The 22,070-nt window shown below is 70.0% G+C and carries 14 protein-coding genes; 11 read left to right on the top strand and 3 right to left on the bottom strand.

Annotated elements, in window-relative coordinates:
* Positions 1-130: 130 nt before the first annotated feature.
* From ABZV40_RS23205 to ABZV40_RS23180, 6 genes are all read left to right on the top strand, one after another.
* Positions 131-658, top strand: coding sequence for a hypothetical protein (locus ABZV40_RS23205; protein WP_355445033.1), 528 nt, complete (start codon positions 131-133; stop codon positions 656-658).
* Positions 655-4,482: an ALF repeat-containing protein gene (locus tag ABZV40_RS23200; RefSeq protein WP_355445030.1), complete on the top strand. Its 3,828-nt coding sequence runs from the start codon at positions 655-657 to the stop codon at positions 4,480-4,482. Before ABZV40_RS23205 ends, ABZV40_RS23200 begins: the two co-directional genes overlap by 4 nt.
* Before the next feature lie 8 nt (positions 4,483-4,490).
* Positions 4,491-4,712 carry a hypothetical protein gene (locus ABZV40_RS23195; protein ID WP_355445027.1) on the top strand — a complete coding sequence of 74 codons (222 nt, stop codon included), beginning with the start codon at positions 4,491-4,493 and terminating at the stop codon, positions 4,710-4,712.
* Between the two features lie 218 nt (positions 4,713-4,930).
* Positions 4,931-5,980 carry a trypsin-like serine protease gene (locus ABZV40_RS23190; protein WP_355445024.1) on the top strand — a complete coding sequence of 350 codons (1,050 nt, stop codon included), beginning with the start codon at positions 4,931-4,933 and terminating at the stop codon, positions 5,978-5,980.
* Positions 5,981-6,486: 506 nt separating this feature from the next.
* Entirely contained in the window at positions 6,487-7,446 is a 960-nt protein-coding gene (locus ABZV40_RS23185) for a lysylphosphatidylglycerol synthase transmembrane domain-containing protein (RefSeq protein WP_355445021.1), read from the top strand.
* A 451-nt stretch (positions 7,447-7,897) separates the two neighbouring features.
* A complete protein-coding gene (locus ABZV40_RS23180) occupies positions 7,898-10,792 on the top strand; it encodes a hypothetical protein (protein WP_355445018.1) in 2,895 nt (964 codons plus the stop codon).
* Here the strand turns inward: ABZV40_RS23180 and ABZV40_RS23175 are convergent.
* Positions 10,764-12,269, bottom strand: coding sequence for an ATP-binding protein (locus tag ABZV40_RS23175; RefSeq protein WP_355445015.1), 1,506 nt, complete (start codon positions 12,267-12,269; stop codon positions 10,764-10,766). The two genes, ABZV40_RS23180 and ABZV40_RS23175, sit on opposite strands and share 29 nt — an antisense overlap.
* Positions 12,270-12,430: 161 nt before the next feature.
* Between ABZV40_RS23175 and ABZV40_RS23170 the strand changes: the two genes are divergently transcribed.
* Positions 12,431-12,631: a hypothetical protein gene (locus ABZV40_RS23170; RefSeq protein ID WP_355445013.1), complete on the top strand. Its 201-nt coding sequence runs from the start codon at positions 12,431-12,433 to the stop codon at positions 12,629-12,631.
* A gap of 330 nt (positions 12,632-12,961) precedes the next feature.
* On the opposite strand, the gene ABZV40_RS23165 is transcribed toward ABZV40_RS23170, so the two are convergent.
* Positions 12,962-13,720 (bottom strand): MBL fold metallo-hydrolase, encoded by a 759-nt coding sequence (locus ABZV40_RS23165; protein WP_355445010.1) that lies wholly within the window; start codon positions 13,718-13,720, stop codon positions 12,962-12,964.
* 147 nt (positions 13,721-13,867) lie between these two features.
* Here ABZV40_RS23165 and ABZV40_RS23160 point away from each other — a divergent pair, with 147 nt between their 5' ends.
* Positions 13,868-14,287, top strand: coding sequence for a hypothetical protein (locus ABZV40_RS23160; RefSeq protein WP_355445007.1), 420 nt, complete (start codon positions 13,868-13,870; stop codon positions 14,285-14,287).
* Between the two features lie 469 nt (positions 14,288-14,756).
* On the top strand, positions 14,757-15,056 hold the full coding sequence (locus ABZV40_RS23155; RefSeq protein WP_355445004.1) for a hypothetical protein: 300 nt from the start codon (positions 14,757-14,759) through the stop codon (positions 15,054-15,056).
* Between the two features lie 799 nt (positions 15,057-15,855).
* On the opposite strand, the gene ABZV40_RS23150 is transcribed toward ABZV40_RS23155, so the two are convergent.
* On the bottom strand, positions 15,856-18,393 hold the full coding sequence (locus ABZV40_RS23150) for an AAA family ATPase (RefSeq protein WP_355445001.1): 2,538 nt from the start codon (positions 18,391-18,393) through the stop codon (positions 15,856-15,858).
* A 78-nt stretch (positions 18,394-18,471) separates the two neighbouring features.
* Between ABZV40_RS23150 and ABZV40_RS23145 the strand changes: the two genes are divergently transcribed.
* Both ABZV40_RS23145 and ABZV40_RS23140 read left to right on the top strand, forming a co-directional pair.
* Complete coding sequence (locus ABZV40_RS23145; protein ID WP_355444998.1) at positions 18,472-19,143, top strand: CHAP domain-containing protein; 672 nt, start codon at positions 18,472-18,474, stop codon at positions 19,141-19,143.
* A gap of 77 nt (positions 19,144-19,220) precedes the next feature.
* Entirely contained in the window at positions 19,221-22,034 is a 2,814-nt protein-coding gene (locus ABZV40_RS23140; RefSeq protein ID WP_355444995.1) for a BTAD domain-containing putative transcriptional regulator, read from the top strand.
* Positions 22,035-22,070 lie beyond the last annotated feature (36 nt).

Genomic DNA, 22,070 nt, shown 5'->3' with positions numbered 1-22,070 from the left:
CCCCTGGGGCCGGTCGGGCTTTAACCCGGTGTTCCCACCGCGGCCAAATGTTTTTGACACTTCCACCCCCCCCGGGGGCCCGGGGGGGGTTTCAACGGCAACCAGCTACCACCACTGGGGGTCAGTGATGATGTCGATTTCGCGCGCGCTGATGACCGCACTCGCGGTCAGCGGGGTCGCGATCGCTGGAGTCGTTGTGGCGCAGGCAAACGAGCCCACACCCACCGACCAGCAGCTACCGCTGGTCGAGGACTTCGGATATCCGGACGCGGCGCGGATCCTCGCCGAGGACAAGGTCGAGCTGCTCTCCGGCGACGGGCACATTCTCTACGTGCCGTGCGCCGCCCAGCCGCCCAACGGCATCGGTCAGATCGAGGTGCACTCGGCCGACCTGACCGTCGGCAAGAACAAGGACGGCGTCGCGTGTTTCACGGTCGTCGGCACGTACGGCCAGATCACGCTGAAGATGCCGAAAGTCTACGAGATCCGCGGTGACGGCTTCGGCGCCACCCCTGGCCACAAGGGCACCGCCGAGATCGCCGACCAGGCCGGCGAGCGCCACACCGTGACGCTGAACCCGAACGGCGCCAAGCAAGTCGGCATCTCCGTCCCCGGCGGCAAGCCGGAAACCCTGCTGCGCCTGGACATCAAGCCATGACCGCCACCGGCAGGCGGAGAACCGCCTTCGCGCTGATACCGGCGATCATCGCCGCTCTGCTCGTCGCCCCCGGGCCCACCGCGTCGGCCGCGGTGGAACCGCCGGGGCCGACTCCGGAGTTCAACCGGAGCCGGATCGTCGATCTGTGGCGGGTCGCCGGCCCGTTGCTCAAGGCCGAGGCCGCGAAGGCCGTCGTGGGCACCGACGCTCAGATCGCGGCGTTCCTGGAGAACGGTTGGAAACGACCGTCCGAAGAGGACGATCGGGCCACCGTGCTGCGACTGCAGAACTCCGGTGGGCCGTCCGTGCGTGAGGCCGCGAAACAGGCGTTGGACGCCGGCACGCACGAGGCGTATCGGGCGTTCCTCGACGGTGGAGTGCCGGCCGAGCAGGCGCTCGACCTGCGGATCAGGGTGAACCAGATCCAGTACACCGCCGGGCCGAACCTGCGCCAGGTCGCCCAGCAGGTGCTCGATTCCGGCTCCTCGGAGCAGATGAGGAAGTTCGTCGAGAAGGACTGGGAGCAGCCGCACCGGCTCGACCAGCGGATCCGGGTGAACCAGCTTGCCGCGGTCGGTGGCCCTCGGGTCAAGGCGAAGGCGCAGGAGGCACTCGACAACGGCACGATCGCGGCGCTGACCCAGTTCATCGAGCACGACTACGCCGTCGCGCGGGCCCGCGACATCGAGCTGGCCTCGGTCGCGGAGCTCGCGGGCGTCGCGAAGGACGCCGGCGAGCAGGCGGCCCGTGAGACCGAAGCCGCCAAGCAGTCTTCCGAACGCGCCGTGCGTGAGGCGGAGCTCGCCAAGGAGGCGGCCGAAAAGGCGCGCCAGGCAACGGAAAACGCGCAGGGCAACGCCGAGGAAGCCGCCCGCCAGGCCGGTTACGCCGCCGATGCCGCGAGCAACGCCGCCAGCGCCGCCCGTGACGCCGTCGGTGCCGCCAACTCCGCGAGCAAGGCGGCGTCGGTCGCGGCCAGCGCGGCGTCCCGTGCCGCATCTGCTGCTTCCCAAGCCGGACAGGCGGCGGCCCGTGCCCAGAAGGCGGCGGCCAACGCCGCCGTCGACCGCAAGGCCGCCGACGACGCCCTGCATGCGGCGGAGGACGCCGAGAGGGTCGTCAACGGCGCGCGGGAGGCGGCGGAGGCGGCGAGGGCCGCCGGTGACGTGGCCCGCAACGCCAGCGCGGCAGCGACGTCGGCGAACAGCGCCAGCAACCAGGCCGCGGCCGCGGCGGAAGCATCCGCGCAGGCGGCGAGCCTCGCGGGCCGCGCCGGTGCGGACGCCTCACGGGCTCGTGCGGCCGCTGCCGAGGCACGGGCCGCTGCCACCCGCGCGAACCGTGCGGCAGCGGCAGCGGCCGCCTTCGCCAACGCCGCGGCGACCGCGGCGGACCGGTCGAGGGACGCGGCGAACCGGGCCGCGGACGACGCGGTGGAGGCGGCCCGGCAGGCCCGGCTCGCCTACGAGCACGCGGGCAACTCGCAGGACGCGGCCAAGGAGGCGACCGATCGGGCGAACGCGGCGACGGCCGCGGCGCAGAACGCCATCAACGCGGCCACCGAGGCGGAGAAGATCTACGACGCCGCCCGCACCGCCGACGCGGAGCGGGTCGCGACCGAACGCGACCAGGCGATCGCGGCGGCGATCGCCGCGAAGGCCGCGGCCGGTCCCGTCTCGCCGCCCGCCAGGACGGGCACGAGCGAGTCGAGCCGCTATGACACCGAGGTGCAGCAGTGGCTGACGCAGGCGCGCGCGCCGGGCGCCGACCCGGCGCTCATCGCGGCGAACGGCCGCAAGGTCGCGGTCAAGCTGACCACTACCGGCGGCGCGTGGACGAAGACCACCTCTCTCGCCGTGCTGAAGTTCTCTGACGACGAGGTGCGTGACTACGTGCTCGGTGGACTGGCGGTCGCGGCCGGTCAGGACGACCGGGTGACGCTGCAGGCGTTGCGCGTGGACGGCTCCGACGCGTTCAAACGTGCGGCGGACGCGGCACTGGCCGGTTCGGATGCCGACGTCGAGCGGTTCCTGAACGAGCGCACCTATCCGGAGCGGGCGATCGAGGACCGGATCGCGGTCAACCAGGTCATGGCCGTGGCCGTCGCCGCGGACCGCGACCTCACGAAGGCGGCGGCCCAGCAGGCACTCGACACCGGCACGGTCGAGGCGTACCAGAAGTTCCTCACCAAGGACCAGTTCGCCACCGCCACCCTGGACGACCGCGTGGCGGTGAACCGGATCCTGGCCACCGCCGAGTCCGGTCCGATCCTGAAGGCGGCCGCCCAGGCGGCGCTCGATGGTCCTCCCGTGTTCCAGCAACGGTTCCTGAGTGAGCAGCGGTTCGTCGCGGACCGCTTGGACTACGAGCAGTCCGCGCACAACGCCGAGGTTTCCGGCTACCTGAGCAGCGCGTGGAAGACCGCGTTCACCGCGTCGCAGAACGCGAACCTGGCACAGGAGGTCGCCGCTCAAGCGCGGAACTCGGCCCAGGAGGCGATCGACGCGTCCAACCGCGCGCAACAGGACTCGGTCAAGGCGGGCGGTTTCGCCACCAAAGCGCACGAGTCGGCGTTGGCGGCGGAGAAGTCCGCGCAGGCCGCGGCGAACTCCGCGCGGATCGCGCAGCAGGCCGCGGCATCGGCCAACGCCTCGGCGCGCAAGGCCACGCAGTCGTCGGTGTACGCGCAGGCGTCGGCGAACCAGGCCCGGGGTTTCGCCTACACGGCCTACCTCGGGGCGAAGGAGGCCTACGACCAGGCCAAGGCGGCAGGAGAGAGCGCCGGCAAGGCGGCGCAGGCCTTCAACAGAGCGATCGAGACCGCCAAGACCAAGATCGGCAGCGAGGTCGCCCTGCAGGCGTTGCAGCACGAGGGCTACTGCAAGGTCCGCCACGGCGCAGGCACCCCGCAGTACCAGGAGTGCCTGCGCCTGCTCACCCAGTCCAACGAGGAACGGGCGTTGACGGCGTACCGCAACGGTCAGTTGTGCGAGCTGATCTACAGCTATCGCGAGGGCGACGCCGGGTTCAACAACTGCCTGCGTGACGTGCTGGACCCGGAATTCGAGCTGAACCGCCGGCTCGAGGTGCTCACGGTCGTGAACGCCTTCCTCGAGGTGCTGATAGGCGCCTACGCCCTCGTGGCGGGCACGTACGTGGTGGTCGCCTGCGGCGCCTCGGTGGTCTGCGGTGGGGCGCTGCTCGCGATCGACCCGATTGGCGCCGCGATCACACCGTGGCTCGGCATCGCCGCGGCGGAGACGGCCGGGATCACCGCTGCGTTCCGGCTCGGGTCGCTGTTCGAGATCACTGTGGTCGACTCGGAGCTGGCCGGTGCCCGCGTCCTCAAGTACGACCTCAGCGACCTCGTCACCTTCATCAACCGGGTCTGCGCCAGGAGCAGCGGCCTCACCGCGGCGCAGGTCCAGGGCGCGAGTTGCTGGAAGAAATGGGAATACGACTACGGCCCTCTCCAGTGGTTCGCCAGGGAGCACGGGTACGATGAGGCGGTGCTGAGAGGCGTCGCGTACAACATCAAGCGTTACAACGACCAACCATATCCGGCGCTCGACCACATGCTCACCCACATCGGCGATAACGAGTACGAGCTCGCCACCTACTTCGACCGCTGGTGGAAAACGCCGTTCACGCGGCACGACTCGGTCTCGCTGAACCCCGTCGCCTACGACGACGTGAACGAGGTCCTGCTCATCAAGCACCTGCCCAACGGGAACGATCCTGGGATGATCCACGGCTACAACTACAGCCGGACGCAGTGGGAAGCGAACAAGAACGTGCGTTACCCCGAAGACAAACCCAACTAGGAGTTGCCGTGGAAGCCGAGGTCGTCGGGCGGCAGGCCGTGCTGACGCTGAGCCGGGCGGAGGTGGTGCTGTTGCTCAGTGTGATCACCACGTTGGAGGGCAGTCCAATCAGCGACATCGTCTACCAGGACCAGGTGGGCTACTCGCGCGCCGAGGTCTGGAAGTACGCGAAGCAGCTTGGTGACATCGCGCAGGCGATCCCGTATGTGCGCGGCGAGGGACTGCACTGAGGAAAGGCCGTTCCCCGTCGGGGAACGGCTCCTGCTCACGGCTTCAGCACGACTTTGCCGATCGTGACGCCGACGGCGTGACGCGCACACATCCATGGAAGACCAACGGCATCGTCTTTGCCTGCGCGGTCCGGAAACGGGACTGCGGAGCGGGCGACACGCCGAGCAGAATGGGGGATCCTGTGAGAGGGCAGAACGCGGTGCGCAGGGTGGTACTCGTGACCGCCGCCGTGCTGACGGCCGGACTGGTCACTTCCGGTGCCGTGCAAGCGTTGTCCGGTGGTACCGAGGTACCGCAGAACACCTATCCGTGGCTTGCCAGGGTGTCGTCGCCCACGGCCGCGTGCACGGGTTCGCTGGTCGCGCCGCAGTGGGTGCTGACCGCCAAGCGATGTGCGCCGCAACAGGTTTCAGTCGCGGGCAGGACGGTCGGCGTCGCGAAGATCGTCGATCGGGACGACCGCGACGTGGCGCTGGTGGAGCTGCAGGTGCCGGTCGTCACCGTCGCCCCGGTCGTGCTCGGCGCCGCGCCGCTGCAGGGCGAGGCGTTGCGCGTGGCCGGCTTCGGCCGGACCGCGACCGAGTGGGTGCCGGATCGTCCGCGCACGGCGTTGTTCACCGTCACCGCGACCACCGCCACCACGGCGCTGGTCACCGGCAACGACGGTGCCGACACGTGCAAGGGGGACGCCGGCGGCCCGGCGTTCCGCGAGGTGAACGGCACGGCACAGCTGGTCGGGCTCAGCAGCACCTCCTGGCAGCACGGCTGCCTCGCCGTGGCCGAGACGAGGCAGGGCAGCACCGAGGCCCGCGTCGACGACCTCGGCGCGTGGGTGCAGGCGACGACCCGCGCCGGCGAGACGTTCGTCGGTGTGCGCAGCGGTCAGTGCATCGACCAGGATTACACCGACGGGCAGCCTCACCAGCGGATGCTCGTGTTCCCGTGCAGCTCCGGGGCGAACCAGAAGTGGGACGTCGAGTGGACGAGCGCGAACACCGTGCGGCTGCACAACCTGCTCAGCGGTGCGTGCCTCGACCAGGACTACACCGACGGGCAGCCGCACTCCAGCGCGCTGGCCTTCCTCTGTCACAACGAGGGCAACCAGCAGTGGCAGGTCGTGCCGAACGACGCGGAGGGCTCGGTCCAGCTGATCAACGTCCTCAGTGGACAGTGTCTCGACCAGGAGTACCCGGTGGGCGAGCCGACCATGGTCCTGGCCGTCTGGGGGTGCAACGGCGGCGCGAACCAACGCTGGAAGTTCGCCTGACGGGCAGTCCGGGCGAGTGTCGTTGTACCGGGTGACGGCGCAGGTGGCGGGTGATCTTGCGGCGCCCGTACATCGGCTCTGGCGTGCCCGCGCAGGTCGCGCAGGGCGTTCTCCAGGCAGGCATCGGGTTACATCACGGGTCGATGTTGGCCGGCGGCGGGACTTGCGGTAGGTCCTGGGCGCGATCCGGATTCCGTGCTCGGCGAGCACGTCACAGATCGACTCGACGTCGCAGACCTGGCGGTATTCGTCGATGAAGCCGACGATCAGTGGTGCCGCCGGTCGAGTTCCCGCGCCAAGAAGGCCGATGCCGGCTTCGGGATCTCGTTGGCCTGCTTGAGCAACTCCTCGCGCTCGGCCGGTTGGCCGACTGCGCGAGCGACACAGGACCCCCAGTTGTTGTGCCGGTAGGGCGGTGGGTTTACCGTCATCGAAACGGAACTATTGCGTCTAGTAAGTGTCGGGAGAAGTGGATGAGACGTTGGTGGAGACCAATGCTCACCGCGGTGGCACTCGTTGCGGCGGGCGCGCTGGTGTGTCGATCGCTGCCGAAGATGTCCGACCTGGTGCCGGTCGTCCGGACGGCCGACATCGACTGGCTGTTGGTGGCGCTGGCGGCCGAACTGGTCTCGATGAGGATGTTCGCCCGCCAGCAGTGGTGGCTCTTGCGGGGTTTCGGCGTGTCGCTGAAGATCTGGCGGTCGATCGCTGTGACGTACGGGCGATCGGCCATCGCCATCAGCATGCCTGCGGGGTCGGCGGTCTCGGCGGGGTTCGCCTTCAAGGCGTTCCGCAAGGCGGGGGCGAGCACCGAGGTCGCGGCGACCGTGCTCCTGCTGTCCGGGGTGTTGTCGACGGCGGGTCTGGGATTGCTGTGCCTGTTCGGATTCCTCACCCTGTTGGCGGAGCACCCGCAGGACACCTGGCGGACGCACCCGGTCGCCTCGGTGGTCGCGGTGGCGATCCTGGTCGTCCTGCTGCTGTTCGCAGTGTGGGAGGCGAGCTGTCGGCGCGGGCCTGACTCACGCGGCGTCCCCGGATCCGAGGACGACTGGACGTCGAGCGGCTGGCGGGCGAGTGCGCGGCACGCGGTGACGGCGATGGTGACCCTGCCGACGCGCTACCGGCGCGGCGCACTCGGCTTCGCGATGGCCAACTGGCTGGCCGACCTGTGCTGCCTCGCCGCTGTCGCGCAGGCGTTCCACCTGCCGCTGGCCTTCTTCGAGGTGGGCACGGCATACGTGGTCGTCCAACTGGTGCGCCAGGTGCCACTGACGCCCGGTGGGATGGGCATGATCGAGGCGAGCCTGCTCGCCGGGCTGATCGCGGCAGGTGCGCACGAAGCGCCTGCCGCGGCCGTCGTACTCGGCTACCGGCTGTTCTCCTGCTGGCTGATCATCCCGGCGGGGCTGTTCGCCCTCGCCCTGCTGCGCGCTCAGGCCGCTCGGCACGCGCCGATCGGTTGAGGCGTACGTGTTTCCGGCGACGCGCGGTCCGGCAACGGGCGCGCGCCGTGATGCGCTGGGGCCGGAACTGGACCGCAGTCCTCGGCGTTGTTGATCATCCGCCGGCACGCCGAGCTTGGCGGCTGCTCAGGTGGCGCGATGCTGCCTGCCCGGCGTCTGCTGCGTCGGTGGGCAGCGCATCCGGCCAGTGCTGTTGAAGGCTGAAGAGGGCCCTGCCGTGCAGTTCGCAGTGGACGTGCCTGTGGCGGGCGCGGCTCCTACCGTCGATGGCGACAATTCCCGAGTCCGGTTCGACGTGGGAGAGGACGACCAGTCGCTCAGATGACGATTCGCCGTCACCTGGCTCGTGTCCGGGGTGACGTCGAGGCTGCTTGCGCGCGCCAACTCGCCCGCGAGACCGTGCAACTCCTGTCGCTCGACGGAACGGCCTTCTCGCTGGATGATATCGACGGTGAACCGCTATGAGGTCTGTCATCTCGTCGCGCACCTCGTCTCGTCCACGCGCGCCGACGACGTCCACCGGCTGCTTGCCGCGGAGGACAGTGACGGCCGCAACCTGTGGTTCGCGCTCAAGGACGCGAACAGCGACATCGCGGGCTATCGGGCGGATGTGGTACGTGCTCGGAGACACGTTCGGGGCAGTGGTGACCGTGGTTCCGTGAGCATGACGATCGGCAGAGAGATCCGGTACGCGCTGATCCTCGGCTCCACGCGGGAGCACGCGGTGATCATGCCGCCCTCTCTCGTGGCCGCGTTGGTCGGGAAGGGCGTGTGGACGCCGGAGGCTGGGCTGGCCCACGCGCGGCAGATCCCCGATCTCGAGCGGAGAGTCCGGACGCTCGCCTTCACGGCACCACATCTGCCGCCACCAGTGCTCCGTGACGCCGTTCGCCAGGAGCTGGTCGCACTGCGTCGGCCAGGGGTGGAGAACGAGTTGTCCTACACCCGGATCATGAGTCGGCTGTGCGCGTTCACTCCCGACGACCTGGTCGACGAAGCGCTCACGACGGCCGCAGCTCTGCGACAGGAGATGTACCGCGCCGATGTGATCGAGGGGTTGGCCTCGCGCCTTCCGGCGGACCGGTTCGCCCGCGCTCTGGACCTGATCACGGGGATGGACGACGACGACAAGGCGCGGACGTTGGGCGCCCTCGGTCGGTACGCGTCCGAAGGTGCACTGGACCTGGTGATGAGGAAGATCGACGACATCGGGGACCCGGGTTTTCGGGTGATCGCGTTGGCGCCTGTCGCGCGCCGGATGCCGGCGACGAGACTGGAAGCCGCACTGCGAGCGATGGCGGTGGTTCCCGGTGGGTGGGCGGAATGGCGGGCGATCGCCGCGCTGGCACCGGAACTGCCCGATGATCTCGTTCCGGCCGCGTTCGAAGTCGTGTTGAGCATCGACGACGAGCGGTACCGGATCAACGCCCTGATCGCACTGGCGCCGCGGTTGACCGCCGATCTCGCGGGGAGAGTGCTGGCGAGCACGTGCTCCGAGTCGGCCGACGAGGAGGAGCTGCTCGCCGCGCTGGTGCCACGACTGTCCGATGAGGACCTTCCTCGTGCGCTGGAACTGGCTCGGTGTCTGGAGTTCTCGTTCGACCGCGTCCTGGCGTTGACCGCGTTGGCCGTGCGGCACACCGGCGAGGACAGGGACCGGCTCCTCGCCGAGGCGTGGCGGAACGCGGAGGAACGCAGTCCGTTCCTGGCGTCTGATGTAGACGCTCTGACTCGGCTCGTGGACGTCCTCCCGGAGCCGCTGCTCGACGACGCGGCCAGGTTCGTGCAGGCAGGGCGGAACCACGCTCCCATCACGTCGGCGCGGGTCGCGGTGGCGCGCCGCCTGACCGGGGAACGCCGCGTGACCGTGCTGCGCGAAGCACTGCACAGCCTCCGCGGCCTCACCGACGAGTTCGGCGTGCGTGCCGGTGAAATGGGGGTGCTGGCTCCCGCCCTGTCCCGGCCGCTGCTGTGGGAAGCGCTTGAGGAGGTTCAGCAGGGTGGTGGGGAGCGGTGGGACGTGCGGGCTCGGTTGGAGCGCCTGGTGCCCTTCCTCGACGCCCAGCAGCTGACCGCGGCGCTCTCGATCGCCCGCGAGGTCCACGACTCGGTGCCGAGGAGCCTGGCACTGGCGGCACTGGTTCCGCACCTGGGCGCACTCAGCCGCGCGACCGTCCTGCGGCACGTTCTCGACCTCGCGGGAGGCACCGCACACCTGGAACGCCGTGCCGAGGTGATGACCGCGATCGCGCCGCATCTCGGTGATGATCTGTGGGACGAAACGTTGACGGCGGTTGAGCGGATCCGCTCCGAGCGCGCCCGATCGCAGGCCTTGGCCGGCTTGAGCGCGTTCGTGCCGGTGCGGCTGGTGGACCGCGCGACGGCGCTCGCCGAGCCGATCAGCTACATGTCGTGGGCGGCGCTCGCGCTCGTGCGGCTCAGCGTCCACGGCGACGAAGACCGGCATGCTCGGCTGGTGCGCCGCGCGCTGGAGTCAGCACACCAGGTCAACGGCGACGAACTGGGTGCCGACGAGTCGCGCGTGTTCGTGGAAACGCTGCACGCGGTCGCCGATCTGGCACCCGAACCCCTGTTGCCGGAAGCCGCAGAGGTGGCCTCACGGGTCTCGGCCGAGGACCGAGCCGCGGTGCTGACCGCACTTGCCCGGCGTGCCGGCGACGAGCACCGGGCGAAGTGGCAGGCCAAGGCGGTGCGGGTAGCCCGGGGAATCCGAGACCTCGGCCAGCGAGCACGCCTGCTGGGCAGGATGGATCCATCGGCACCGGAGGTGCTGGAGGCCGTGGCGGAGATCCCTGACGTGCGGTGGCGCGGCTTCGCGCAGGCCGAACTCGGCCACGGCCTGCCCGCGGAGGCGCTGGCCGAGGCCGAACGCGCGTTGTGGAGTCCCGCGTCGGAGGAGGGCTGGAGGTCCTGGACCGATCAGTCCCTGTACATCAGACTGTTGCCCCACACCCCTGATCAGCTGGTGCCGCGCGTTCTGGAGACCTTGTCCCGGCTGGAGTCCGCCGACAACCGGGCGGAAGCGGTGGCGGCGCTGGCCCCGAAGCTCGCCGACCACCACCTGTCCGAGGCGCTCAAGCTGGTGGACGGTAGCGGGGACCGTGCCGCGCTCGCCGCGCTCGCCGCGCTCGCGCGGCGGTACGGCTCGCTGCCGCGGGCGGAACCGTTGTGGGCGCACACGTGCGCGGTGTTCGACAAGGCATCCCGCGAGGCAGTTCTTCGCGGCGTGACCGTGATCGCCGACTTCATCGCGCGGCTCGGCGGCCGGCCTGCGGCGGAGGACGCCGCCGAGGCGATCATGCAGGTCGGAACCTGGTTTCCGTGATCGCGATCTTGGCCAGCGCCGATGCGCTGATGCTGGTGTGGTAGTCCGCCAACCCGATCTCCTCGCACAGGAAGTCCTGGAAGCTGGCGTGATAAATCCGGTACCGGGTGCCCGCGCCGGTGCCTTCGGTGTTGAGGTACCCGCGCCACCGGCGGACGACGTCCAGGACCATGTGCTGCCGCACCCTCATGCTCTCCCAGCCGTTCGCGTCCCAGTGTTCCCGGACCCACTCGGTCACCTGCTGGACGGTGACGGGTTCGCGGGCGGTGGCGAGCAGGCAGATCGTGGGTTCCTGGAAGCGCAGGAAGTGCTCCGCGTCGCGGGCCCGCATCCGACTCCAGTGGGTGCGGTAGTAGTCCCTGAGCCCGTTCGGGAGGGTGTCGACGTCCGAGGGGGTCAAGACGCCCGCGAGGATGTCTCGCAGGACGTGCTTGACGTACATGAAGTTGCCTTCGCTGCGCTCCACCAGTATGTCGACGAGCTTGTCGGGCATGACGCCGTCACCGGCGAGCCGTGCACCGCCTGTGCGAAGGACTTCGCTGACGTGGTCTCTGATGTCGGCGATGTTGCGAGGGTCGTCGTCACGCAGCACCACGTCGCGGCGATCCTCCACGAGCAAGCGGAGGTCGTGCTGCTCGCGCGTGCTCACGACGAAGTGCACGCCGCGCGGCAGGGTGGACGGCAGGAACAGCGTGTTGGTGCCGTCCAGCGCCTCCTCGGCCTCGTCGAGGGCGTCGACCACCACCAGCACCGGGCGGTGGTCGTCGTGGACGGCGGCTTCGGCCAGCAAGCGGCCGAGAAAGCCGCCGTCGCGTGTGGCCGCGGCGGGCAGGTCCGCGTGGTCGAGCCCGTACCGCACGATGAGCTGCGCGCAGACATCCGCGAGGAAGGCATCCGCCGACCGGATGCCCTCGGTCGCGATGTTGAAGTGGTGAATGCAGCCGTGCCGGCGGATCAGTTCGGCGAGGACCGTGGTCTTGCCGATACCGGGCTCGCCCCGGAGCACGACGTAACCGGAGGCGAAGGCGGGGTCGTCGAGAAACCCCTCGATGGCGTCGAGCACGAAGCCCCGGCCGGTGAAGCGCCGGGTCCGCTCCTCGATGAGGGTGCCGAACTCCCTGATGTGGGCCTTGAGAGGCGAGAACGCCGCGCCGCGGTCCTCGGCCTCGTGATCGAGGCCCGCGGAGTCCCACCAGCCCCACCACGGACCGGTCTCGCTGTCGTCCAGGAGGTGCGCGTGTTCCTGCGGAAATGTCGACCGGCCCCCGGTCGACGCTCTCTCCGCCAGCCGAACCATGGCGCGCACGATCAGCTGCAGCGAGGAGCGTTCAGGGACGTGATCACCCCGCAACCAGTCCCCGACCCGGCGTTCCTCGATCTTCGCGGCCGCCGCGATTTGGTGGTTGGTCAGCCCGAGGAGTTTCTTCAACGTCCGCAGCCCGACCACCAGCTGGCTCTGCCGGTACCTCCCGGCCAACCGTCCTCCCTCGTCCGGTACCGGTCCGGTACACCGGTGAACGTCATTCGGCCAGGCGGCTTCTCCCACGTCGGTGACCGGTGTTCACCACGTCGGCGCTCGGCGCGCCAACGTTACGGCGGTCGAGGCGCTCGACCAAGGCCGGGCCAGGGAGGTTTTCCATGAGTGACACGCTCCTCACGGTGTTGTTCGCGACCGTGGTCGTTCTGGACAGGGCGAGAGGAGTTCCAGCTGCGGCCACCACGTTCGTTCGAGCGCTGATCCCGCTGGTGCGCATCGTTCGGGCGTTGCGGTCGGAAGTCCGCGGCGAAACCACCAAGCGGCCTGAGGCACTGGAAGATCGTGCCGATTCCGAACGATGAGGACGGTGACGAGGGGCCTACGCCTCAGCACCGCACGGTGTCGTCCACGTTCCACGACAGCGTCCTGGTTCTTCCGCAGCTACGACAGCTGCTGAACGTGCCTCCGGGGAGGAGTCCGAGATCCTCGATGCGGCCATCGGGGTCCCACGGCGCGGCCCTGGTGCCGGTCTTGGTGAGTGGAACCGACGATGACATGGTGGCGGTTGATCGCCATAGGTCAGTGAGGACATAAAGCGCGGGCTGGCCGGTGTTGATCGAACGACAAAGCCGTTCAAAAAGAGACGTCGTGTTGTGCGACGCGACAGATCCCAAATCGGGCTCACCAACCCGTCAGCGTGTGCCGAGCTGGTCTGCGAACGCGCGCAGCCGGGTGGCCGCGCCCGAGCAGAGAGGCTCGCCGTGCCCTGGTGCGATGACCTCGGGCCGCAACGCCGCCAACGTTCGGATCGAGTCTTCGGCCGTGTATCGGTGCCAGGTGGTGTACCACGGCGGGCCCGCGAGTCGTCGTCTGCCCATGGCGTTGAGGTCGATGGTCAGCAGTGCGTCGCCGGTGATCAACACTCCATCCCGGCGACGGAGATAGGCGACGTGGCCTGGGGTGTGGCCCGGTGTGGGCACGGTTTCCCAGCCAGGCAAGAAGGGCGGTCCGGAGATCTGGTCGAGGTCACGTACCGTGCCGGTGAAGTCCCCTGCCGCAACGATCCGGTCGCGGGTCGTCGCGGGGAGCAACCGCATGAACGGTCCGAGGATCCAGCGGTCCAGCGGATTGGCGTATCGGGGCAGCAGTTTCCCCGCCGCCTGAGGGAGTTCCGCCGGGTGCACGTGCACCGGCAGGTCCCAGCGACGAGCCAGAGCGGGGGCGGCTCCCGAGTGGTCCGGATGCAGGTGGGTCAGCAGAATCGCGTCCGGACGGCTTCCCGCGCCGAGCAACACCTCAGTGGCGTTGCCAACGGTCTCGGCGTCGCGCCGCCAGCCCGTGTCGATCAGGACCCACGATTCGTCCGCGCGCACCAGGTAGGCGTTCGTGGCCATCGGCCCGTGCCCGAGCGCGATCACGTACACGTCCTCAGCGACACGTTCCGCCCGCATGTCCTCCTCCTCGCAGTCGGCTGACCCGTCAAGGCTCTCGCGGACGGGGGCGGGCGACAGGGTATTTCGGCCGTTGCACCATCAACGGATTCACACGTCGCAAGGCGGTGCGCGAGTACCTCGTCGTCGATCCGGCGAGTCGACGAGTTGCTCGACCTTCTGCCGAACGCGATCGAGGCGGCCGATCCGGAAGAGGGGTTGCACGCTCAGGATCTGGTGGGTCGACTGGTCCAGGTTCAGCTCGGCCGCCGTCGTCAGGAGGCCGAGCTTCGTTTCGCCGGCTGGACCGGAGCGCCGGCCGCTCTGGTCTTCGCCCGCGACGGCACCCTCGAGGAGGCCGTCGCCGCCTGCGAGCGGGCGAGGGCACGACTGCTCTCCGACGCGCTGCAACGCGATCGGCTCGACCTGGACCTCCTCGCGGCAGAGGGCAACATCGACCTCGTCGAGCGGTTTCAGCGAGCGGCCGCGGTGCTGGACAGTGCAGCTGTCTTGGCACCGGATGCGCCGGCGGGGTGGAGGAAAGTCGCGCGGCCGAACCTGGAACTCGGTGACACCCGCAGTAATTGATCGTCTGGATGGACGGACAGGCTGGTCCCGCATGTCGGGTGCGGGAGGTGGTTGTGGCTCGTCGTCCGGAAGTGTTCGTCCGGCCGTTGTCGATGGAGGACGGCCGGAAGCTGGCGCGGGTCAACAGGACCGCGCGGAAGCCGGTGAAACTGCGCCGGGCGGTCGTGCTGATGTCCGGCCAGGGCCAGTACTCGCGACACGCCCAGGAGGAAATCCTCAGCGATCGGCCGTGTCCGCGCGGAAGATCACCGAAGGTGGCGGCCCCCGTAGGTGCTCAGGGATCCTGATGGCGTGATCGACACGCCTGCGCCTGGGGCTCCCGTTTCGCACGTTCCGCCAGATTTCTTCAGGCCAGACCGACAACTGTTGGACCGGCCGGCAGTCCGCACCACGCCACGTCCTCTACGGCGGCGAGTACTACAACGAGTTCGTTTACCGCCAGCCCAAGGCCCGGACGGAGGTCGAGTGCTTGCTGTCTGCCGCCGCGGACGACCCCTTCGACGGCTACGCCTGCGACGGCGATTCGCGGTGGACACCGGAAGCCGTCCGCGCCTGGTGGGATGAGCGAGGCCAGGTCGAGGAGCATGTCAAAGCGCTGCTCAGCGAGTGGAGCGCCGCGGCGGATCCCTGTGGGCTTGAGGCCGCCGAAGGCGCACGCGATTTCCTCACCTACCTGGCGGGTGACCTCGGAACCGACCTCCGGGCCTATGTCTTCCGCCTGGAACAAGGCCGCTACCCAGACCCTGGTGACTTGCTCCCAGATCTCTGAACCAGAGCTGGTGATCAGGCGCTTGCCCCGCCTTTGGGAACGCCGAGCGCGTTCGAGTCCAGCATTGCGTCCGCACTTGCGACACCCCTGCGCGGCGCTGCCGACGGACTCGGGCTCCACGTGCGTGTGCTGCGCAGTTGTGCGCGACGCGGAGAAAGCGTCGGCGTTGGGGGGAAACTCAGAGTTACGGCCACTTGCCAACCTCGCAGTCTGAGTGTGGAGAATCGACGTGTCGTGTGCTGCCACTCGAACGGTCCAGCGGTCTTGGACGTCCGTTCTCATCGATCTTGTGATCGCACCGCCCGTGGGGACGACAAGAACGCGAGCCGGTATCTGACGGAAGGTCAGGGCCCGGCAAAGTCGTCCAGCCCGCCCGATATGCCCGATGAGAGCGTGCCCACGCGGCGAGCGTTGTCGATGAAGGGACCCTTCCTGAACCTGGGGTGGATGAAGGAGCCCTTCATCCACCACGACAAGGGCTCAGTTCCGGCTCTTGATCGAATCGCCCACCTCACAACCCGGTTGACGGCCGAGCGACCTTGCCGGAGCCCTGGAAGGCCGTCTCCACGATCACGCCGACAGGACCGGCTCTGACCAGCGGCGTGACGAGTTGGCCGAGACCGGACGCGCTGGATGCTGGTCGAGGCTGTCACATTTCGTGAGTGCTGAGCGCTCGCGGGTCAACTTCCGGTCCGCGGCGTGAGGAGCTCGTCCACGATGGCAGTGCGAGCAATGGGCCAGGTTGCCTTCTGACACGATGTCCGAGGCCGGAGCGCTCCCCACGCGTTCCGGCATCGCGTCACCCTGACGGGTCTCGGGCGGCCAGCAGGCGGGCCAGTCCGGCGCGGGACGGCACGTCGAGCTTGGTGAAGATGCGGGAGAGGTGGCCCTCCACGGTTTTCTCCGCCATGCTCAGCCGCCGCGCGACCTGCCTGTTGGTCAGCCCTTCGCCGACCAGCTCGGCGACCTCGCGCTCGCGCTGGGTCAGGACGGCCGTGCCGGCCGCCGATCGCGGCTGGGCCAACGGCGCCCCGCACGTGCGGAAAGCCGCCTGGGCCAGGCTGAGCGACGCCCCGGCCGCTTCCTTCTTCCGCTGTGCCGCCAGTGCTTTTCCGTGCAGCAGCCGGGCTCGTCCGGCTTCGAGCCGCTGGCCGACCTCCTCGAACAACGCCGTCGCGTTCGCCGCCCGGCGTTCGGCCTCTCCGAAGTCGTTGCGGGCCAGGAGAACCTGGGTCCACGCCAGCTCGGCGAAACCCCGGCACCCCGGCAGGTGCGCGACCTCCTCGGCGCGGCGCGCCCACGTCTCGTCGGCGGTGGCCTGCACGAGGAGTTCGTAGAACTCCGGTCGGTACGTGCGGGGCACCTTCGGCAGGTCGGCGCCTCCACCCGCCGTCACGATCTCCACCACCGCGGCGTCGTGCTCGCCTGCCGCCAGGAGGGCGTGACCGACGCGCAGGCGGGCGATCGTCGGGTGCCAGCCCTCGATCGTCCGGGACACCTCGACGGCTCGGCGTGCCACGGCGAGGCCCTCGGCGTGGTGGCCGCGCAGGGTCAGCAGCCAGGAGTGGACCGCGAGGGTCAACGTGTGCAGGTCCCGGCTGCCGCTGAACGACGCCACCTCGGCCGATTCGGCGGCGCCCTCGCACGCCTCGTCCAGACAGCCGAGCCAGCGCAACGCGTTGGCACGGCCCAGCAACAGGTTGCCGAGCATGTGGTGCTGGCCGGTCGAGTAGGCGACCGAAAGCGCGCGTTCGTAGTGCCGCAACGACTCGCGGTTGCGGCCCTGCCGCAGCTCGCTCCAGGCCACCCACACCACGGACTCCAGCCGCGACGCCACCGCGGCGTCGGTCGCGCCGTCCACGGCCCGTGCCGCTTGCACGAGGCCGCCGATGTCGCCCCCGCTGAGCGCGACGACGGCGAGCGCACCCGCCTCCAGCACGGTGTCGCCGGACGCGCGCGCCACCGCCAGCACGTCGTCGAGCAGGGCGTGGATCACCTCGGGCTTTTCCATGACCTGCAACAACGACACGGAGAGCGCGAGTTTCAGCACGGCCGCCGCCGTTGTGTCCGAAGTGGACTCCAGCTCGCGCGCGGCGAGTGCGCGCACCTCGGCGTGCAGGCCCAGCGCCCGTTCGACGTGGGCGCAGAACGCGACCACCTCCAGCCGGATCGCGTGGTCAGTCGGCAGCGCGGACAACAGGTCGTGCAACGCGCCCCGGCTCTCCTGGAGCCTGCCGGACAACCCGAGCGCGCGGGCGTGACCCCACCGCGCCTCCGACTGGTCGGCGTCCGGCAGCAACGCCAGCGCCGTCGCGTACCAGTGCGCGGCGGTCGCGGGCGCGCGGTGCACGACCCCGGCCGCGGCGGAGGTCAGCACGGCCACCGCGCGGGTGTCGCCGTGGGCGGCGGCGTGTTCGACGTGGTGGGCGCGTGCCTCCGCGGGGGCGCCGAGGCGTTCGAGGAGCGCGGCGGCGCGCTGGTGGGCGTTGTGCCGCAACGCCGCCGTCGCCGAGTGGTACGCGACGTTGCGCACGATCGGGTGGCGGAAGTGGTACGCGCGCTGGTCGCAACGCACGAGATCGGCGCTCACCAGCTCGTCCAGCAGCGTCAACGTCTCCTCGACGGCCAGCTCGGCGACCTCGGCGACGACGCGGAGGTCGAACGGGTCGCCGGTGACGGCCGCGACGCGCAGCAGGTGCCTGCACTCCGGCGTGAGCGCGTCCATCTCCGCGCGCAGTGCCGCTTCCAGCGACGCCGATCCGCTCGCCAGCGCCTCCAGGTAGAACGGGTTGCCACCGCTCGCGGCGTGCAGCTCCGGCGACACGGGCCTGCCGAGCAGCCGTGCGGCGTCCTGCCGTGACAACGGGCTGAGTTCGACGACCTGGACGCGTTCGAACCTGAGCTGGTTGAGGCGAAACTGCTTGGGACGGAACGCGCATACGACCATCACGCCGGCCGGGCGGTGGCGCGCGAGGTGCTGCACGAGGTCGAGCGAGGCGGCGTCCGCCCAGTGCAGGTCGTCGAGGATCAGCAGCACGGGTGCGAGGCGTTCCAGCACGGCCCGGATCTCGCGGTGCAGCGCGAACCGGCCGACCGCGGAGAGGTCGGTGTCGAGGCCTGGGTGCCAGCGTTCGCCCAGCGCGTCGGCGAACACCCCGAACGGGATGCTGCGCTCGAACTCCCCGACGCGGCCCGCGAGCACCGGCACCGCCGCGTGCGCAGCCAGGTCGGCGAGCAGCGTCGACTTGCCCATGCCCGGATCACCGGACAGCGCCACGAACCCGTCACCCGCGGCGAGCAGGCCGGTCAGCGCCCGCCACTCCTGCGCCCTGCCCACCCGAGGGATTTCCCTCGTAGTCACCGGGGGTGCGGCGCTGCCAGCCTTCAGCCAGGACGTCTCGGAAAGGACTTCGAAATGCATTCCACCAAACCCACTTCTGCGATTCGCCGGCTGGCCACGGGATTCACGGCAGCGCTGGCCGTGCTGTCACTGACCACGACCGCCGCGCACGCGACGGAGGCGGTCTCCGCGCCGTCACGGCAGCGCATCATGAACTGGACGGTCTCGAGCCTGGAAAACGGCCAGCGCTACCAGGTGGACGGCGTCCGCTACACCAGCACGCCGAACTTGACGCACAGTCCGCGGTACAACTACCTCGGCCGCAACGGGTCGAACGAGAACCGCAACGTCTACACAGGTTTCGCGTCGATCGAATGGTGCGGCCTGTTCGCGAAGTCCATGTGGACGATCGGCGGCCAGGTGACGAACACCCAGCTGCCGAGCAACCCGGCGAGCTCGCAGGCGTGGCGCACCGATGTCGGGAACCGCTTCCACACCTTCCGCACCTCGGACCTCCCGGAGATCGGCGACGTGCTGGTGTGGACCAACGACGGTGACTCCGCGCACGGCCACGTCGCGGTCGTGACCTCGGTGAACCCGACCACCGGCATGATCAACTGGATCGGCGGCAACGACTCGGTCAGCTCCACCACCAGGGACAGCATCGTCGAGCACCGGGCGGCGTGGAGGAACATGGAGAGCTCGATGAGCGGGAAGGACTTCCGCGGGTTCGCCAGCATCTACTGAGCACACGTGCGCCAGAGTGCCGACCGGGTGCACCGAATCCGCATCACGGACGCATCGTCCTCGCTAAAGTGCGGTACGTGCGGTTTCGGGTGCTCGGTCCACTGGAAGTGCGGACTGATGACGAGGTCGTCGTCACCCCGCAAGGACCGCGAAAGCAGAAAATCCTGGCCGCGCTGTTGCTGAACGCGCCGCACGCGGTGAGCGTGGACCACCTGCTGGAAGCGGTCTGGGGTGTTGACCCTCCGGTCACCGCGGCACGCCAGATTCGCAACACCACGACAGAACTGCGCCGCGAACTCGTCGCACACGGCGCTCCGGCCGGGGTCATCACGGCCGTCGGACCGGGATTCCAGGTGAATCTCGACGCCTGCTGGTTCGATTTGGGGGAATTCGAGGAACGCCTCGCGGTCGCCGGTCGTGCCGGAAGCCGCGAGGCGTTGGCCGAGCTCGAACGCGCGCTCGCGCTGTGGCGCGGCCCGGCGTTGGACGGCCTGAACAGCGACGCCCTCCGGCCGGCCGCCCGTGCGCTGGACGAACGACGACTGGCCGCGCTCGAACGCCGCTACGGCGTGGAGATCGACCTGAACGGCGGTGCGGACGTGCTGGAGGAGGTCGGCGCGTTGGCCCAGCAGCACCCCTACCGGGAGACGCTCGTCGCCCACCTCATGCGCGCTCACTACCGCGCGGGCCGTCAGGCGGAGGCGCTGGCGGCGTACCAGCGGTTGCGCGGCCTCCTGGACGCCGAGCTGGGCGTCGCGCCTGGTCAGGCCGTTCGCGACCTGTACGAACGCATCCTGCGGCAGGACTCGTCGCTGCTCGACGGACCGACCGTGCCGCGCCAGCTCCCGCCCGACGCCACGTTGTACGGGCGGTCGGAGCTCATCGCCGAGCTCCGCACCGACCGGGTCGTGGTGCTGACCGGGCCGGGTGGGGTCGGCAAGTCGGCGCTCGCCGTGCACGTGGCCCACCGCCTCGCTGACTCCTTCCCCGGCGGTCAGCTCTACGCCGATCTCTCCCGGGCCTCGGCGCACGACGTGCTCGGGCGGTTCCTGCGCGCGCTGGGGATGCCGCCCGACGAGCTGCCGAGGGACGTGGAGGAACGCAGCGCGGAGTACCGGTCGCTGCTCGCGTCCCGGCGCGTGCTGATCGTGCTGGACGACGCGCAGGACGAACGCCAGGTCCGGCCGCTGCTGCCGGGCTATCCGGGCTCGGCGGTGCTGATCACGTCACGGCGGTCGCTGACCGCGTTGCGGGAGGCCACTCACCACACCGTGCCCGCTTTGGCGCCGGACGACGCCGTGACGTTGCTGCTGGAGGCGGCCCGAACGCCCGACCGGGACGCGGCCGTCGAGGTCGCGGCGCTGTGCGGCCACCTGCCCCTGGCGCTGAACGTGATCGCTGCCCGCCTCACCGCCCGTCCCGACCTCACCCTGGTCAAGATCCGCGATCGGCTGCTCGGCCAGCGGGTGGTGCTGGACGAGCTGGCCATCGGCGACCTGGACGTGCGCGGCAGCATCGCGGTGAGCTACCGGTCGCTGCGGCCCGACGCCGCGGTGGCGTTGCGCAGGCTGGCGTTGCTCGACGCGAACGCGGTGCCCGCGTGGGTGCTCGCGGCGTTCGCCGACCAGCCGTGGGAGGCGGGTGACCGGTTGCTCGACGAGCTGCACGCGTGCCACCTCGTCGAGGCCGCGGGCATCGACGAGGCGGGCCAGTCGCGGTTCCGGCTGCACGATCTGGTCCACGAGTTCGCCGCGGAGCGGCTGCGGGCGGAGGACCCTCCGGCGGCGCAACGGCAGAGCGTGGCCCGGCTGGTGCACGGGCTGCTGGCGATCGCCGCCACCGCGGACCGCCTCATCGGGCACGGCGGCACGACCGGTGCGCTCGTCCCGCGCGAGGCGCCGGGCGTCGCGCTGGCCGCGGCGCGGCAACGGCCGTTCGACTGGTTCGAGGCGGAACGCGCGCTGCTCGTCGCGGCCGTGCGGCGGGCGGCGTCGGCGCAGCTGCGGGACGAGGCGAGCGAGCTCGCGTCCTGCGTCAGGGGTTTCTTCACCGTGCGGCAGCACCACGCCGACGGCGAGGCCGTGGCACGGGCGGCGCTCGACTGCCTCGACCGCGACGACCCTCGCGCGTTGCAGCACATCCGCCAGCTCTACACGATGTACTCACAGCAGGACCGCAACGCCGAGCTGCCCGCGCTCGCGGACGCCGCACTGGCCGTGGCCGGCGCGCTCGGCGACCCGAAGGCGCTCGCCGAAGCGCGGTGGCAGTCGGCGGCGACGAACCTGCGGTTGGGCCGACTGCACGCGGCCGTGGAGTCCTATCGGGACTGTCTGACCACGTTCGCCACGATGCCCGGCACCGAGGTTCACATCGCACTCACGCGCTGGGGCCTCGGCAGCGCGCTCGCCGACCTCGGGCAGACCGACGAGGCGATCCGCCTGCTCGAACCGTTCACCCGCGCCGAACCGAGCCGGTTGACCGCGATCGGGCTCGCCGCGTACGCGGAGGCGCTGGTCGACAGCGGATCACCCGCTCCCGCGCTCGCCGCGGTGGAGAAGGCGCTCGAGATGGTGCGGGCGATCGGCGACGAACCCGGCGAGGCGCATCTGCACGTGGTGCGGGCCTACGCGCTCCACGCGGACGGCCGAGAGGCTCGTGATGTGCTCCAGAACGCCGTTGAAGTGCTGCGCAGGCACCACGACCCGCAGGGCACGGCGTCGGCGTTGCGCAGGCTCGGCGACGTCACGGGTGATCGCGGGCACTGGGAGGAGGCGCTGGCGATCTACCGGCGCATCGGCCTGCCGCTGGAGGCGGCCCGCACGCTGCACCGGCTCGGCGATCCCGCCGCCATGACCGAGTTCGGGACGGCCTCACTGCGTTACCGGACGTGACTTCCGGGGCGTCTGGCGAGGCGATCCGGAGCGGAG

It is taken from the genome of Lentzea sp. NPDC004782 (assembly GCF_040609115.1).
Lineage (GTDB): Bacteria > Actinomycetota > Actinomycetes > Mycobacteriales > Pseudonocardiaceae > Lentzea.
The sequence above is the reverse complement of the archived record's forward strand: the minus strand, read 5'-3'. Positions and strand labels throughout refer to the sequence as shown.